The organism is Alteracholeplasma palmae J233 (genome assembly GCF_000968055.1).
Lineage (GTDB): Bacteria > Bacillota_I > Bacilli_A > Acholeplasmatales > Acholeplasmataceae > Alteracholeplasma > Alteracholeplasma palmae.
The window spans coordinates 1,466,581-1,483,587 of sequence record NC_022538.1 but is presented as its reverse complement, the minus strand read 5'-3'; the positions used below and the strand labels follow the sequence as shown (position 1 = coordinate 1,483,587).

The 17,007-nt window shown below is 29.5% G+C and carries 18 protein-coding genes and 1 other RNA gene; all 19 read left to right on the top strand.

Features of this window, described 5'->3' with window-relative positions; all coding sequences use genetic code 11:
- Entirely contained in the window at window positions 1–1,071 is a 1,071-nt protein-coding gene (locus tag BN854_RS07015) for an RnfABCDGE type electron transport complex subunit D (protein WP_030003836.1), read from the top strand.
- Window positions 1,068–2,009 carry a hypothetical protein gene (locus tag BN854_RS07010; RefSeq protein WP_030003835.1) on the top strand — a complete coding sequence of 314 codons (942 nt, stop codon included), beginning with the start codon at window positions 1,068–1,070 and terminating at the stop codon, window positions 2,007–2,009. Before BN854_RS07015 ends, BN854_RS07010 begins: the two co-directional genes overlap by 4 nt.
- A gap of 2 nt (window positions 2,010–2,011) precedes the next feature.
- The gene (locus BN854_RS07005) at window positions 2,012–2,890 is read left to right on the top strand and encodes a hypothetical protein (protein ID WP_030003834.1); all 879 of its coding nucleotides are present in this window, start codon (window positions 2,012–2,014) and stop codon (window positions 2,888–2,890) included.
- Entirely contained in the window at window positions 2,887–3,480 is a 594-nt protein-coding gene (locus BN854_RS07000) for an Rnf-Nqr domain containing protein (RefSeq protein WP_030003833.1), read from the top strand. The genes BN854_RS07005 and BN854_RS07000 overlap by 4 nt, the downstream gene beginning before the upstream one ends.
- Entirely contained in the window at window positions 3,477–4,043 is a 567-nt protein-coding gene (locus tag BN854_RS06995) for an Rnf-Nqr domain containing protein (RefSeq protein WP_030003832.1), read from the top strand. The genes BN854_RS07000 and BN854_RS06995 overlap by 4 nt, the downstream gene beginning before the upstream one ends.
- Before the next feature lie 10 nt (window positions 4,044–4,053).
- Window positions 4,054–5,175: an FAD:protein FMN transferase gene (locus tag BN854_RS06990; protein WP_030003831.1), complete on the top strand. Its 1,122-nt coding sequence runs from the start codon at window positions 4,054–4,056 to the stop codon at window positions 5,173–5,175.
- Between the two features lies 1 nt (window position 5,176).
- Window positions 5,177–5,623 (top strand): NusG domain II-containing protein, encoded by a 447-nt coding sequence (locus BN854_RS06985; RefSeq protein ID WP_030003830.1) that lies wholly within the window; start codon window positions 5,177–5,179, stop codon window positions 5,621–5,623.
- Entirely contained in the window at window positions 5,620–6,162 is a 543-nt protein-coding gene (locus BN854_RS06980; protein WP_030003829.1) for a Gx transporter family protein, read from the top strand. Before BN854_RS06985 ends, BN854_RS06980 begins: the two co-directional genes overlap by 4 nt.
- On the top strand, window positions 6,155–6,487 hold the full coding sequence (locus tag BN854_RS06975) for a cupin domain-containing protein (protein ID WP_030003828.1): 333 nt from the start codon (window positions 6,155–6,157) through the stop codon (window positions 6,485–6,487). The genes BN854_RS06980 and BN854_RS06975 overlap by 8 nt, the downstream gene beginning before the upstream one ends.
- Before the next feature lie 3 nt (window positions 6,488–6,490).
- On the top strand, window positions 6,491–7,252 hold the full coding sequence (locus tag BN854_RS06970) for a class I SAM-dependent methyltransferase (protein ID WP_030003827.1): 762 nt from the start codon (window positions 6,491–6,493) through the stop codon (window positions 7,250–7,252).
- An 88-nt stretch (window positions 7,253–7,340) separates the two neighbouring features.
- Window positions 7,341–7,556, top strand: a complete 216-nt coding sequence (gene rpmE, locus BN854_RS06965; protein ID WP_030003826.1) for a 50S ribosomal protein L31 — start codon at window positions 7,341–7,343, stop codon at window positions 7,554–7,556.
- A gap of 120 nt (window positions 7,557–7,676) precedes the next feature.
- The gene (locus BN854_RS06960; RefSeq protein ID WP_030003825.1) at window positions 7,677–8,255 is read left to right on the top strand and encodes a thymidine kinase; all 579 of its coding nucleotides are present in this window, start codon (window positions 7,677–7,679) and stop codon (window positions 8,253–8,255) included.
- Window positions 8,252–8,710 (top strand): nucleoside deaminase, encoded by a 459-nt coding sequence (locus tag BN854_RS06955; RefSeq protein WP_030003824.1) that lies wholly within the window; start codon window positions 8,252–8,254, stop codon window positions 8,708–8,710. The genes BN854_RS06960 and BN854_RS06955 overlap by 4 nt, the downstream gene beginning before the upstream one ends.
- A 9-nt stretch (window positions 8,711–8,719) precedes the next feature.
- Window positions 8,720–8,813: signal recognition particle sRNA small type (gene ffs / locus BN854_RS07585), an RNA gene on the top strand.
- A gap of 32 nt (window positions 8,814–8,845) precedes the next feature.
- Window positions 8,846–11,671 carry an ABC transporter ATP-binding protein/permease gene (locus tag BN854_RS07510; protein ID WP_030003823.1) on the top strand — a complete coding sequence of 942 codons (2,826 nt, stop codon included), beginning with the start codon at window positions 8,846–8,848 and terminating at the stop codon, window positions 11,669–11,671.
- Window positions 11,672–11,836: 165 nt separating this feature from the next.
- On the top strand, window positions 11,837–12,514 hold the full coding sequence (locus BN854_RS06945) for a hypothetical protein (protein WP_030003822.1): 678 nt from the start codon (window positions 11,837–11,839) through the stop codon (window positions 12,512–12,514).
- Window positions 12,504–14,447, top strand: coding sequence for a transketolase (gene tkt / locus BN854_RS06940; protein ID WP_030003821.1), 1,944 nt, complete (start codon window positions 12,504–12,506; stop codon window positions 14,445–14,447). The genes BN854_RS06945 and tkt overlap by 11 nt, the downstream gene beginning before the upstream one ends.
- On the top strand, window positions 14,428–16,320 hold the full coding sequence (mnmG, locus tag BN854_RS06935; protein ID WP_231854650.1) for a tRNA uridine-5-carboxymethylaminomethyl(34) synthesis enzyme MnmG: 1,893 nt from the start codon (window positions 14,428–14,430) through the stop codon (window positions 16,318–16,320). Before tkt ends, mnmG begins: the two co-directional genes overlap by 20 nt.
- Window positions 16,307–16,999 (top strand): 16S rRNA (guanine(527)-N(7))-methyltransferase RsmG, encoded by a 693-nt coding sequence (rsmG, locus tag BN854_RS07910; protein WP_030003819.1) that lies wholly within the window; start codon window positions 16,307–16,309, stop codon window positions 16,997–16,999. Before mnmG ends, rsmG begins: the two co-directional genes overlap by 14 nt.
- The last annotated feature ends 8 nt before the right edge of the window (window positions 17,000–17,007 follow it).

Below are 17,007 nucleotides of genomic sequence, written 5' to 3'. Positions count from 1 at the left end.
ATGAATGTTCGTATAACAAATCAAACAAGTCCATATATTAGAAAAGACACAAGTACTAAAAGAATGATGGTGGATGTTTTAATTGCTTTAGTACCGGTTGTTGTATTTGCTATTTATAAAAGTGGAATGAGTGCTTTAACAAGATTGATTGTATCAGTTTTACTATCTGTTTTATTTGAAGCAACCTATATTTTATTATTTAAAAGAGTAGAGGGGAAAAGTTTTTTAGATAAAGTTAAAAAAAGATGGGAAACATATACCATTAATAATATAACTGCACCAGCTGTTACAGGACTTATTTTAGGATTATTATTACCAGATAAAATTTCATTTTATGTCATTGTGATTGCATCCTTTTTTGCAATATTTGTTGCTAAAATGTTTTTTGGTGGTTTAGGCAATAATCTTTTAAACCCTGCAGCATTCGGTAGACTATTTGCTGGTTTTGCTTTAACTGCGCTCTTTGCAACAAGTGCATATTCAGCAATAGATGCTGTGAGTGGGGCAACTGCTTTATCTTTAGAGTTTCCCAAGGTATTAGAAACTTATAGTTTACTTGATATGATCATAGGAAACATTCCTGGTGCTATGGGCGAGATTAATAGTATTGCAATACTTATAGGTGGTGTGTATTTACTTATAAGAAGATCTGCAGATTATAGACCGATTTTATCTGCAACATTAGCTTTTCTAGCTTTATTAATCCCAGCCGCTTTTATCATTCAAGAAAATTATTGGTTAGAGTTTATTGTTTATCATATATTTAGTGGTGGGTTATTATTTGGATTGTTCTTTATGGTAACAGATCCTGTTACATCGCCAATTACTAGACCAGGTAGATGGATTTATGGGATGATTATAGGAGTTTTAGTATTCTTAATTAGAGTATTTGGTGCGTATCCTGAGGGGGTTGCGATTGCCTTACTTATAGGAAATATTTTAGTACCTTTAATAGATTATCCTAAATGGGCAACTAATAAATATACTAAAAAATTCTACATTGGTTATGGAGTATCATTAGCGGTTGTTGTTATATCAACTATTCTAGTATTAGGAGGATGGGTGATATGAGTCAAAATAAAAAATCTTTAGTTATCTTAGGACTAATTATCACTTTAAGCATTCTTATTACTGTTCTTTGTTATATTCTTATTAATCCTTTAGTAACTACTAAAGAAAAAAATACCATGAAAAAAGAAATTCAAGGCTATTTAAATGAAGAACTTATTTTCAATGATTTAGATATACTTAAAATAGATAATAAAGATATGCCAAGTATTAAAGCGAAGGCTATTTTGCTAAACGAAAGTAAAGTGGTTGGATATTATTTTAAAGCTTTAGAAGAAAACAGTTTTGGTAGGATAGAACTTATTTTAATTACAGATAAGAGCGATAAAATTATCAAAACAGAAATAACTATTTTAGAACAAACAATGTATCAAGAAAATACTAAAAATGCTGCCTTAGCTTATAAAGGAAAGCAACTAGACAAACTAGTGGATGCAAACAGTGGGGCAACCTCAGTCAGTATTCATACATTAGATAGTCTCATTCGTGATATAAGTGATGCGAATAGTAGAATAGAAAAAGTAGCAGTTAAACCTTATGAAAAATGGTTTTCAAATGATTATGTTATCAGTGAAACTCAAACAGATGTGACAAAAACCATTAAAAAGGTAGAAACTATTTTAAATCAAGGTAAAGTTTATACAATAGAAAAATCAGGTATTGGTGAAGATGGAAGTCAAGCTAGTAGTATTCAAGCAGTTATCCTACTTGATAGTGAAGGTAAAATCTTAGGAGTTGAACTACCATTAGACAATTATCATCATACTAAGGGTGGTTATTATGATGGTGTTTTAGAATATGCTAAGACCTTTATTAATAAAGTCATTAGCAGTATTACAGACAGTGATACAGCACCATCACAAGCAAATGAACCAGGTAATACGAGAAGATTGTTACTAAATATGATAAGAGAAGTAAGAGACTATGAGGGAGATAAATAATCATGAAAAAAGAAAATATTAAATTATGTATTGGATTTGGTTTAATGGCTTTAATTTCAGTACTATTAGTAGTTATTTATCAAAATTTTATGCCCACGACAAAAGTAGATAAATTATTTTCTCAAAAAGTAGTTTTATCAGAAAAAGAATATCTTAAAGAAGGTAATTTAATTTACAAACAAAATGTTGAATCAAAGTTTGGTAAAAAACTGGGTACACTCTATTTTACTGAAACTAAAAATGGCTTTGGTAGTATAGAATTATTTGTAGCATTTGATACAAATGATAAAGTATTAGTAAGTGATAATAAAATAGAACAAACACAAAGTTATATTAAACAAGTAAGAGAATATATTCTTAAAAATTACCAAGGTATTTATTATGAAAATGTTGAGTATGTTGATGGCGCAGCAGGGGCCACTACTATTGGCGTGAGTAGAAACACAGTTAAACAAACAGTTCAAGAAGTGATTAATTACCATTATGGATTAAATAAGAACTATATTGAAGAACTTCTAGGTGAAACATATGAAGTTGTTGGAGAAATTAGTAAGGATAAAAATGTAGTTATCACAAAGGTTAAAACAGGAAATACTGAATATACAGTTTATCAATATACCGCAAATGGTCTTGCCTTAAATTCTAATGAAGACATTACATTATTAATTGCTTTAGATGGTGACAAAATAATTAAAAAGGCCTTGTTGCCAAGTGATTTATACAAACATAGTGGTGGCAATTGGAAAGAACATTCAGATAAGTATGTATCTGGATTAATTGGAAAAAGCATCGATCTAGAATTACCAGAACCAAGTGGGGCTACTAATTCAACTACCCTGATTAAAACAATGATTGAAGTGATTCAAGGGGTGGTAAAATGAAATATGATTATTTAAAGAATCAAACTTTTGCAGTTTTCTTTAGCATGATGCCTATTTTACTTATCGCAACAAGTTTTGAAAAAGGGCTTATTTCAGCAATTATCTTATTTGTTATCTCTATAGTGACAACCCTTATTGCCTATTTTTTAAAAGACAATTTAAAAGGCACGCATAGAACATATGCTTATATCATATTAGTTGCGATGCAAATGACGATTGTTGGGTTATTATTAAAATTAGTATTACCTAATGATATTACAAATTCAGGACTTTATTTATCACTTTTCATTATTAATATAGTAGTGATCGGTTATGCAGAATTAGTCTCAGATCGTATGATAAGTTTAAAAAGAAATATACAAACAAGTTTATTAACATTTATAGTTATTTTAATTGTTTCTCTTTTAAGAGAAGTGCTTGGAACAGGTAGTATCCAATTTAGTTTAATTGCTCAAAATAGCATTTCTATTTTTGATAGTAAATATGCAATAAGTTTATTAGTTGATATTTCAGGAGGCTTTATTATAACTGGGATTGTTGCAGCTATTGCATTTGCCTTATTTTCAAAAAAGGAAGGTGAAGGAAAATGATTTTTACATTTATTGCGACGATTTTGAGTGCCTTATTCTATCAAAATGTTGTTTTAACTAAAACAGCTTTGACAGAAGACAGTTTAAAGGATGAAACAAGGATTGTTCCAGTTTTAAAGTATAGTGGATGTGTTTCATTATTCACATTAGTTATTTTTCTAGTTTCATATCCTATTTATCAATATGGTTTAAAACCTTTTGACTTAGGATACTTTAATTACTTATTAGTAGTATTGTTAATGGTAGGGCTACATGCATTAATTACGTACTTACTTAATAAAAAGAATAAGGATCAGTATAAGGAGTTAATATCTAATATGATATTAAACTCAGCAGTGATATTTATTACCTTGATGTCATATCAAGAAAACTCATTTTTAAGTGCACTAGCAGTTGTGTTGGGCTCACTTTTAGGTTATATGGGTGTGATGGTATTATTAACAACAATTCAAGTAAGACTAAAAACAGCTCCAGATAGTTTAGTGATTAAGGGATTACCAATGCTTTTAATTATATTAGGTGTAATGGCAGTTGCCTTTAGAGGTCTTGCAGGAATATTTTAAGGGGTGTGTGATGACAAAAAAAATCAATCTTATTATACTCATCTTACTTTCTTTTATATTGTCATCTTGTCAAAAAGTAGAAAGATTTAGAGGAACTTTTTCAACTATGGGCACTGCAGTTTCAGTGACTATAGATTTAGAAATTAAAGAAGCATATGAAAAACATTATAAGTTTATTGAAGACACATTTGATTTTTATCATGTTTTAGCAGATAATGAAACAGATAAAATCAAGTTAGATTCTAATTCGTTATATCAATTAACATCAGAAAATAACGTTTATAAAATAAATAGCAAAATAGCAAGTTCAGATAATTTAGAAGAGACTTTTGAAGTTCAAAAAGAATTATATGAGTTAGTTTATTTTGGCTTATTAATGGAACAAGAAACAGTAATTGATGGCGTGCAATATTTTTCTATTTCACTTGGAAATATTATTGATAAATGGAAAAGTGTGATTAGAGAAAAAAATGATTTAACACAAGAAGAAATTAATGATAAAATTAATAAAATAAAAAGTGAAATAGAAAAAATAGAAGAAGTAAATAGACCAATAATCATAAAAGAAGCAGAGGGTAAATATTTTTTAACTATTAAAAAAGGCGCTAAAATTGATTTAGGTGCACTCGCTAAAGGTTATGCCTTAGAACTTGTTAGAAAATATTTAGAAGAACAAAAAGTTACCAGTTATCTAATTAGTGCAGGTTCAAGTTCAATGATTATGGGTAGTAATTATAAAAAAACTAGTAAGAAGTATTTAATTGGACTTGTAGATCCTTTAAAAACAAAAGAATACTACGGAACAGTTGAACTAGAGAATAACGGTATTACAACCAGTGGAAACCATGAACAATTTGTTGAATTTATTAAAGGTGATGAAAAACAAATATATCATCACATAGTTTCTCCAAAAGAAAAAATGCCACTTAATTACTATCATACAGTGACTTTGATTTCAAAAGATGTAGCAAAAGCAGATGCATTAACAACTGCTATGTTTAATATGCCAAAAGAAGTATTGGATAAATTCATTAAAGAAAACCAGTATGAAGTCATATATTATGAAAATAATGAAAGGGCAGCAACACTTCACATAAACACTGACAAATATCAATTTAAATGGTCAGAATAAGATGAAAAAATATTTAAAAGATATTGTAGTCATTAGCATAGTGTTAGTCATTGCGTTAGTTATTTATTTAGTGACTATACCTACTAAAAAAGAAGGATCACAAGCAATTGTTTATTATAGAAATAAAATACTTTCAACAATCGATTTTAATACCAATAAAATTAATATAACAAATGTTGAAGAAGGTTATCCAGTGATTAGTGATACAGATGAACCTAATATAAAGCAAATAATTGTCCTAGGCGATTATAAAGTAGATAATAAAAAAACATTAGTCTATATAGATGTTGATTTTAATTTAAAAAGGATTAGAATAAAGAAAGATGAGTCACCTTATCAAATAGCTGTTAATAGAGGTTGGTATGATGGTAATGGACTACCGCTTATATCAGCTCCTAATAGTATCAGTATTATTTTTGAAGATTCATTAGTGGATGGTGCAGTATGAAAGATTTAAAAAAAATGGTCATTCTTTCTAATCTGCTTGCTATCTCAATTATTTTAAGTATTTTAGAAGGGTTTTATCCGATTATACCCGTACCTTCTGCAAAGATAGGGTTTGCAAATATCATTACGCTACTTGTCTTTTATATGTATGGTTTTAAAGAGGCTTTTATCATTACTATTTTTAGAGTAGTATTGGTTGCTTTATTATCAAGATCCTTTTCTATTACCTTTATGATGGGGTTAGCTGGAGGTATCTTATCTGTTATAGTGATGCAAGTGATAAAAAAACTTAAGTTTAATATGATTACTGTAAGTGTTATGGGTTCTATTTTTCATGCAATTGGACAAATACTTATAGGCACACAAATACTTGCGACCACTATACTTTATTTATATTTACCAGTGATGTTATTAACAAGTATTCCAGCAGGTATTCTTACTGGAATTATCTCGTTAAAATTACTTAAAACTGGGTTTATCCAAAGTTTACAAAAAAGTAAAAAAATTGTAGAAGAAAAAGAGGAAGAAACAAATGATTAAAAATATAGAACACGCAACAGTTTTTAGCTTCAAAGATGAAGTGGTATATCAAAAAGGACAAGTTGTAAGTAAAACCTTGTCACAAAATAAAAATGTAAGCTTAACTGCTTTTGCATTTGATAAAAACGAAGGATTAACTAAACATAAATCTCCTGGAGATGCCTTAGTAACTATTCTTGAAGGAAGTGCAGTGATTGAAATTGGTGATGAAATATTTGAATTAACAGAAAACCAATCTATCATTATGCCAGCTAATGTGGCACATGCCTTATTTGCAAAAGAACAGTTTAAAATGTTATTAACTGTTATCTTTCCGGAAAAATAAGTAATGGCAAAATTAGCAGGACATACATTCTTAGCTACACTAGGAAAGAAAAGACTAAGACCTGGTGGAATAAAAGCTACCCAATGGCTTTTAAAAGAGGCTAAGCTTAACTCTAGTTTAAAAGTTTTAGAAGTTGCTTGTAATATGGGAACGACGTCAATTGAAATGACTAAAAAGTATAATCTAAATCTTACAAGTTGTGATATAGATAAAAATGCTTTAGAAATAGCTAAAGCAAATGCTAAAAAAAAGAAAGTATCTCATAAAATTAATTTTGTTTATGCAGATGCTCTTAATCTTCCATTTGAAGATGAAAGCTTTGATGTTGTGATTAATGAAGCAATGCTTACTATGCAAAATGATAAAAACAAAGAAAAAGCGATTAGCGAATATTATAGAGTCTTAAAAAAAGGTGGCATGCTTTTAACACATGACGTTTGTTTAACAAAAGATGATGAAACCTTTAATAAAGAAATTAAAGCAAACCTTTCAAGAGCAATCAATGTGCATGTTGAGCCACTTACAGTAAGTAAATGGACTGAGACTTTTGAAAAACAAAATTTTGATAAAGTAACAGAAATTAATGGGCCGATGTCACTTATGAAACCAACTGGTATGATTAAAGATGAAGGTTTTATAAATACATTTAGAATTATCAAAAGAGCATTGAAAAAGGAAAATAAAACTCAATTTTTTACAATGTTTAAAACGTTTAAAAAATACAAAAAAGAATTAGGATATATAGCAGTGGCAAGCATAAAATAAAACTATTGCTTAAATAAATAACTAATGATATAATATCAATTGGTTAAACTTACTATGACTATATGTTATGGCGGAAGGAGAAATGAAAATGAAAAAAGGAATTCATCCAGAATACCACGTTGTTACAGTTGCATGTGCTACATGTGGAACTGAACATGAAGTGGGAACAACTGCAAAATCAATAAGAATTGATACTTGTGGACATTGTCACCCATTCTATACAGGATCACAAAACTTCACGGTTGCTGCTGGTCGTGTAGACAAATTCAACAAACGTTACGGTATCGATAAAAACAAAAAATAAAAATAATAAAACGCGATTAGCTTCGCGTTTTTTATTTAAACAAAATATAAAAAATAAGTCATTATTAAGATAATAATACATGATATAATAGGTTAAGTAATATTAATTGGGAGGATGTTTATGTACCATACTTATAATAAAGGATTTATAGAAGTAGTATGTGGACCTATGTTCGCAGGTAAAACAGAAGAACTGATACGAAGAGTAAAAAGATTACAATATGCTAAGCAAAACGTATTAGTATTCAAGCCTAAAATAGATAATAGATATTCTAATAAAGAAGAGATTACTTCTCATAATCTGTTATCAGCTCAAGCTATTCTAATTGATAATAGTCAAGATATTTTAAAACATATTAAAGAAGATACACACGCTGTTGTAATTGATGAAGCTCAGTTTTTAGATGATGGTGTCATAGATTTAGCAGATGAATTAGCTGATAGAGGCATAAGAGTCATTATTGGTGGTTTAGATAGAGACTTCAAAGGTAAGCCATTTGGACCCATGCCGCAATTATTAGCGATTGCAGAATTTGTCACAAAACTTACAGCAATCTGCGTTGTAAGTGGAGAACCAGCGACAAGAACCCAAAGATTAATTAATGGAAAACCTGCCAAAAAAACAGATCCAATCATTATTGTAGGAGCTAAAGAACAATACGAACCTAGATCAAGACATTTTCATGAGATAGAAAAATGAACATTCATGAAAAATTTATGCTAGAAGCTTTAAAAGAAGCCAAAAAAGCATATAAAAAAATGGAAGTTCCTGTTGGAGCTGTTGCGGTATTAGATGGAAAAATTATTGCTAGAGCACATAATAATAGAGAAACTAAACAAAAATTTAGTGGACATGCAGAATTTATTGTAATGGAAAAGGCTTCAAAGAAGGTTCAAAGTTGGAGATTAAGTGAAGTTTCTATTTATGTCACATTAGAGCCTTGCCTAATGTGTGCTGGAGCATTAATTCAATCAAGAGTAAAAGCACTCTATTATGGCAGTAAAGACTTGAAATCAGGCTCTATTGATAGTATAATAAACTTGCAAGAGTTACCGTACAATCATAAAATAGAATATGAAAGTGGTATTTTAGCAGAAGAATCAACTGAATTATTAAAAAGATTTTTTAGAGAATTAAGGGAAAATAAGAAATAATACTCCTATGAAGCATCGTCATTCAATAGTAAGACGTGAAACTGGTCAGGTCTTGATTGAAGCAGCCATAAGCATTCTGCTATGTGGATGGCGATGCTTGATGGGAGTATTTTTAATAATAAGGGAGGATGTAGTATGTTAGAACTAAAAGATATTACAAAAATTTATAAATCTAAAAAGGGTGAAGATGTAAAAGCGTTAGATGGTATTAACTTAGTATTTTCTGGTAAAGGAATGGTTTTTGTAGTTGGAAAATCAGGATCAGGAAAGTCAACATTACTTAATATTATAGGTGGTTTGGATAAATATTCAGAAGGTGACTTAGTAATCAAAGGAAAGTCTACTAAAAATTTTAGTCAAAAAGACTTTGATTCATATAGAAATACAATGATTGGCTTTGTTTTTCAAGAATATAATATTTTAGAAGAGTTTACAGTTGCACAAAATATCGGACTAGCTTTAGAACTTCAAGGAAAAAAAGCTACTTCAGAGTCTGTTAGTAGAATATTAGAACAAGTTGATTTAGTAGGGTTTGGTAATAGAAAGCCAAATGAATTATCTGGAGGTCAAAGACAAAGGGTTGCGATTGCCCGTGCATTATTTAAAGAACCAGAAATTATTATGGCAGATGAACCAACAGGTGCGCTTGATAGTGCTACAGGAAAACAAGTTTTTGAAACATTAAAAAAACTATCTAAAGAAAAATTGGTTATTGTTATTTCACATGATCTTGATTTTGCTAGAACTTATGGTGATAGAATTATTGAATTTAAAGATGGAAGAATAGTAAGTGATGAAACAAAAACAATTACCTCAGATTATTCTATTGAAAAAATAGTATTAGAAGACAATCAAATTTTAATTGAAAAAGGATATAAATTAACAAAAGAAGATTTGAATATTATTAATGATTACTTAGATAAAATTAAAAGTGAAAGTCCAATAATTAAAATCAATAAAGCTAAACAAGAAAAGCAGTCAAAGTTTACTCAAACAAAACAAGTAACTAATAAGGAAGAACACGAATCATATCAACTAATTAAATCTAAATTACCTTTTAGCAAATCATTGAAAATGGCATTAAGCTCTCTTAAACATAAAAAAATAAGACTTTTCTTTTCTATTTTTTTAGCAGCAATAGCCTTTTCATTTTTAGGTATGGCAACAACCGCATCCTTTTATAATAAAGAAACAGTAGCCTTAAATTCATTAAAAAATAAACAAAAAGAATTATTTCTAAAACACACATATAGTAGTATATATCAGCCTAAAATAGGACTTGGTGCAGATAACATACTTTTAGAAGAAATTAAAAATATGGATAGTGAATTAATTACTAAATATGTATACTTTCAAGGGCGCCAGCATGCAAATTTTTATCCAGAAAGCCCCGAAGACAGACTAGACACATACGGACAAGATTTATATTACTCTTCAAATACTTCTGGAATGGTTAATTTAACAAAAGAAGAAGTAGAGAAATTAGGATGGACATTAGTTGGAAATATGCCTGAAAATTCAGAAGAAGTCGTTATTACAGATTTAATATATGAAGGTTTTTTAAAAAAAGGATATTATAATAAAGATACTAAAGTGAGAATAAATTCGGAAGAAGATATTATTGGTGAAAAATTAAAACTTTATATGGATATGGGCAATCAAGAAGAATATCTAATAGTAGGTGTGATAGATACGCATCTTAAAGATGATAAATATGACGATATAAAAAAACTTAAACCTAATATCGATGATGATTTTTTTGAATTAATAAAAAAAAATAATTATAATAATTATGTTCAAAATACACCGAGAAATTTACTCATTGTAAATAAAAATCAAATTGAAAAAATAAAGCAAAAAGGACTAAAATTACGAGAACAAGGACTAAATAATAAGTATAATGTTATAGTTATGGATCCTGTTAAGTATGAGTATTATGGAGCTGGTGGAAAAAAAATCACTACTTTGCCAAGTGACAAAAACTCGTATATTAAACAAGTGAGTCTTGCTAATTTATACCATCAAGAATTTAAGGATGATCCAGAATTTTTAGATACAGTAAATCAAATTTTTGATGATATGACGCTTGAACAGATGTCAAAAGAATTAAACCAAAAGTTTACTGATAAAAAAACTGCTATTACAGAATATCTTCGTGTGTCATTTGCTTTGAGAACTATAAACACAAATTTCTCAAAACAAAGAGAACTTTGGGAATTAGTTAAAACCAACTATTTGGAGTCTTCAGATATAAAGTTAGAGGAAGAAGAATTCATTTTAAGAGGACCTTATCAAATTGAAATAAAAAGATTTACCTTAAAACCGGTAGGCTTTATGTTTACAGAAGATGCTAATAGTCCAATGGCTCTTACACGTGAATTTATAAAAGAGAATTTAGATGCTTATGAAGCAGATGCGGTGATTGCTCTATCGGATAAAGCAATTAGTGATGATGTATTAAAAGGATTAATAAAAAGAAATTTTTCAGATGATTCTGACAAAATAACTGTTGAAAATCCTTCTTTAGCAATGGTTATTTTCTTTGATAAAATAATAGTTACTTTATCTGAAGTATTTTTATGGGTAGGAGTAGCATTTGCATTATTTGCATCATTATTAATGCTAAATTTTATTTCAACGAGTGTTTCATATAAAAAGCAAGAAATAGGCATACTAAGAGCAATTGGAGCAAGCAGTAGAGATGTCCAAGGCATTTTTATTAAAGAAGCTACTATCATTGCCTTAATAGAAGTCTTTATCGCAGTTGTTTTTACCACTGCAGTGATGGTTTATATCAATACGAATATTTATAATGCGGTATCTGTTAACTTTCTTGATTTTGGCGTTATTCAAATAGGGATTATGTTAATTATTTCATTGAGTGTTGCTTACTTATCAAGTGCAATCCCAGTTTTTGGTATCGCTAGGAAAAAACCAATAGACGCAATTAAAGGTAAATAATCAATCAAAAAAGTGTTATAGATAAAACTATAATGCTTTTATTTTTGTTAAACATCTTTAACGAAACTTAAAAAGAAATAGATAAAGACATAATAAATATAAAACTATGATATAATTTAAATGAAAAACTATTAAGAGATAACTTATATAAACGGAGGAAACTAAATGAAATTATTACCTAAAATATACAAAGGAATTACTGGAGAACCATTTAGAGTAGAAAACTATAAAGGAAATAAAATTGAATTTCATTATTTAGATGAAACACCGTTTCTAGCTAGATATGCATCAAAAGGAAAATTTGCTGTATGGACTTCTAATGGAATTGATTATAAATTATTAATTGAAAAAGGATATTACGAAACAGTTGAAGATTTATATAGTAATGAAGTGAATGAAATCTGGTTAGATTTTATGACTTTCGCATACGGTATACAAGCTAAAGTAACTAAAAAATATAATCTATTTCTTTTAATAGCAGTTTTAGTTGCCTTAGGTGCCACTATTTTATTAAGCCAAGTAATTAATAATGATATGATTGCTTTTTCAATTGGTATGGCGATTTTATTTGTTCCTATGTTACTTGCTACTAGAAAACAACAAAAAGAAATCGGAACAGCAATTAGAGAAGAAAATGTTAACTCAACACAAAAAATTAAAGATGTATTAGGTGAGAAACGTTTTGAAGATTTATTAACTGCTCAACAAGCTTACTATGATAAATATTTTGCATTTGAAGAAGAAGAAACTACAAATGAAGATGAAGAAGTAAAAGAAATAGAAGTAGTAGATGCTGAATTAGTAGAAGATGAAGAAGCAGGAGACAAGACTGATGAACAATAATGCAATTAATGCAATTCGTTTTTTAGGGGTAGATGCTATTAATAAAGCTAATAGTGGACACCCAGGGATTGTTTTAGGTGCAGCACCTATGTTACATGTTTTATATACGAAACATTTAAACATAAATCCTAAAGATGATAAGTGGATAAACAGGGATAGATTTATTTTGTCTGCTGGACATGGTTCAGCTCTTTTATACGCAATCAATCATTTATCAGGATTTAAAGTGTCTATTGAAGATTTAAAAAATTTCAGACAAATCGGAAATACACCAGGTCACCCAGAGTATGGACATACACACGGTATTGAAACAACAAGTGGGCCTCTAGGACAAGGTATTTCTAATGCAGTAGGAATGGCGCTTGCTGAAACTCATTTAGCAGCTAAATTCAATAAACCAGAATTATCAATATTTGATCACTATACATATGTTTTATGTGGAGATGGTGATTTACAAGAAGGGGTTACCATGGAGTCTATGAGTTTAGCAGGACACCTTGGGCTATCTAAATTGATTGTTTTATATGATTCAAACGATATTCAGTTAGATGGAAAAACTTCTTTAGCTTATAGTGATAATGCTAAAAAGAAATTTGAAGCTATGGGGTGGCAACACTTATTAGTTACAGATGGTGAAGATTTAGAATCAATTGATAAAGCAATTAAAAAGGCTAAAAAAGAAACTGACAAACCTACTATTATAGAAGTGAAAACAATTATAGGTAGAGGTACTTCAATTGAAGGAACTAGTAAAGTTCATGGCGCTCCAATTGGACTTGAAGAAGCTAAAAAATTAAGAGAAAAATTACAATATAAAAATGAACCATTTGAAGTAGATCAAGAGGTTTATGATTTCTATAAAAAGAATGTTCTTAATAGAGGAAAAAGAGTTCAAAGCAAGTGGAACAAAGAGTTAGCACTTTATAAAGAACAATATCATAATGAATATGAACAACTAATGAACTACTATAGTCAGCCAGAAGTTGATTTATCTTTATTACCAACATATGAAAAAGGTTCAAAAGAAGCTACTAGAAATGTTAGTGGTAAAGTAATTGAATCGTTATCTAAAACATATACAAATTTAATTGGTGGATCAGCAGACCTTACCGCTTCTACTAAAGCTAAAGGTGCAGATGGTGATTTCACTAAAGAAAATAGATTAGGTAGAAATATTAACTTTGGTGTAAGAGAACATGCTATGGCATCAATTGCTAATGGTATGGTTTTACATGGTGGGTTAAAAGTATTTGTTGGTGGGTTCTTCGTATTTAGTGACTATATGAAACCAGCCATTAGATTAGCATCTATTATGCAAATACCAGTGACTTACGTATTTACCCATGATACGGTTGCTGTTGGGGAAGATGGACCAACGCATGAACCAATCGAACAATTAGTGATGTTAAGAAGTATCCCTAATCTTGTTGTATTAAGACCTGCAGATGCTAATGAAACAAAAATGGCATGGAAAATTGCGATGGAATCAAAAGATCATCCAACCGCAATTATATTAACAAGACAATCAGTTCCTAATTTAGAAACTTCTACTTATGAAGGAGTAAATAAAGGCGGATACATTATATCTAAGGAAGAACAAAAATTAGATGGTATTTTATTAGCATCAGGATCTGAAGTATCTTTAGCATTAAAAGCTAAAGAAATACTTAAACAAAAAAATATTGATATTAGAGTAGTAAGTATGCCTTCAATAGAGTTATTTGAAAAACAAGAAAAAGCATATAAAGACTCAATTTTACCAAAAGAAGTTAAAATATTAGCAGTAGAAATGGCTAGTCCTTTATCTTGGTACAAATATACTCAACATGTATATGGTATAAATACATTTGGAGTATCTGCGCCACTTGAAAAAGTATTAGAACATTTCGGCTATACACCACAAGATTTAGCAGATGGGTTTATTAAACTATAGAAAAGAAGTGTTTCACATGTATGATGGCATAGTAGTTGGAGGTGGACATGCAGGTATCGAAGCTGCATTAGCCTTAGCCAAAATGAATAAAAAAGTAGTATTAATTACAGGCGACTTAAATAAAGTCGCTTCTTTGCCTTGCAATCCATCCATTGGTGGACCTGCAAAAGGAATCGTTGTAAGAGAAATAGATGCACTCGGTGGACAAATGGCTAAGTCAGCAGACTTAGGCCAAGTCCAAATGAAGATGCTAAACGCATCAAAAGGACCTGCAGTTCGTGCTTTAAGAGCTCAAATAGATAAAAAGAAGTATCCTAAAATCATGTCTGATCTGATTAAAACAACTAAAGGATTAGATTTATTAGAAGAGTTAGTAGATACTTTAATTATTGAAAATAATGAAGTAAAGGGAGTTTTACTTCAAAATGGAAATAAAGTTTATAGTAAAACAGTTATTATTACAACAGGAACATATTTAGCGAGCCAAGTTTTAATAGGAAATGAAAAAACACCATCAGGACCTAATGGAGAAAAGACTACTTATGGTATTAGTGGTCAATTAAAAGAACTAGGATTTGATGTTGTCAGACTTAAAACAGGAACTCCGCCAAGAATTGCTAAAGATAGTATAGATTACTCTAAAATGACAGTTCAACCTGGTGATGATAAATTCCAAACATTCAGTTTTGATTCTCCAATCACTGAACTTGGATATCAAGAACCATGTTATTTAACGCATACCAACTTAACAACACATGAAATTATTAACCAACATTTAGATGAATCATCTATGTATGGTGGATATGTAGAAGGTATCGGACCAAGATACTGTCCTTCTATTGAAGATAAAGTAGTTCGTTTTAGTGATAAAGAAAGACATCAAGTCTTTGTTGAACCAGAAAGTTTAGAAATAGATGAAATGTATATCCAAGGTGTTTCTACAAGTATGCCTAGATATGTACAAGAACAAATTGTAAAATCTATTCCAGGACTAGAAAATGCTAAAATTGTCAAATATGCTTATGCAATAGAATATGATGCAATTGACCCTATACAACTGTACCCAAGCCTTGAAACTAAAAAAATAAAAAATTTATTTTGTGCTGGGCAAATAAACGGAACAAGCGGATATGAAGAAGCTGCTTGTCAAGGTTTAATGGCTGGAATTAATGCAGGGCTAAAAGTAAGTGGAAAAGAACCATTGATTTTAAAAAGAAACGAAGCTTATATTGGTGTGCTTATAGATGATTTAGTTACTAAAGGTACACATGAACCTTATAGACTTTTAACCTCAAGAGCTGAACATAGATTACTATTAAGACATGATAATGCGGATTTAAGATTAAGAGACTATGGATATCAAGTAGGACTAGTTGATCAAAATACTTATGATAAATTTGAAAATAAAAGAGAAACTATTACTCGCTTATTAAATAGAGCAAATGAAATTAAAGTAGTTCCTAACAAAGAAAATTTAGAATATTTAAGTAGTGTTGCTTCATCACCAGTTTATGAAGGTGTAAGTCTATCTAATTTATTAAAAAGACCAGAATTAGGGGTAGAAACCTTAAAACACTTCATTAAGGAAGATCAAAGTGATGATATTTATGAACAAGTAGAAATTCAAATAAAGTATGCTGGGTATATTGAAAAAGCTTATAGAGAAGTAGATAAACTTTTAAGATTAGAATCTAAAAGCATACCAGAAGAAACAAACTACAAAGCTATTCATAACTTATCTTCAGAAGCTAAAGAAAAGTTAACAAAAATAAAACCACAAACAATTGGTCAAGCATCTAGAATTCTTGGAGTGAATCCTGCAGATATTTCTATTCTTATGGTTTATTTGGAGAGCAGAAATGTTTCAAGATAATTTAAAAGAACTAGATATAGTACTAAATGAAGAACAACTAAAACAATTTGAAACATACTATGAGTTTTTAATTGAATATAATAAAATAACTAACTTAACAGCGATTACTGACAAAAAAGAAGTGTATTACAAGCACTTCTTTGATTCATTATCGCTTACAACATCTTTGGATTTTAATCAAATTAAAAATATGTGTGATATTGGAGCAGGGGCTGGTTTCCCTAGTATTCCTATTAAGATCGTTTATCCGCATTTAGAAGTTACAATTGTTGATTCATTAGGAAAAAGAATTAAATTTTTAGAACAACTATCAGAAAAACTTAACTTAAGTAACATCAATTTAGTTCATGAGAGGGCAGAGATATTTGCCCTTACTCATTTAAACTCATTTGATTTGGTGAGTGCTAGAGCTGTTGGTCATTTAGCACTTATACTAGAGCTAGGTATTCCTATGGTTAAACCCAAAGGATATTTTATTGCTCCTAAAGGTTCAAATTACAAAGAAGAATTAAATGATAGCAAAAATGCATTAAAAGTATTAAAAACGGAATTAATAAAAGAAAATACTTTTTCATTGCCATATGACTTCGGATTTAGATCAAATTTAGTTTTTGTTAAAAAACAAAACGTCAATGGATATCCAAGACCATATGCACAAATAAATAAGAATAGATTATAGAGGATGTT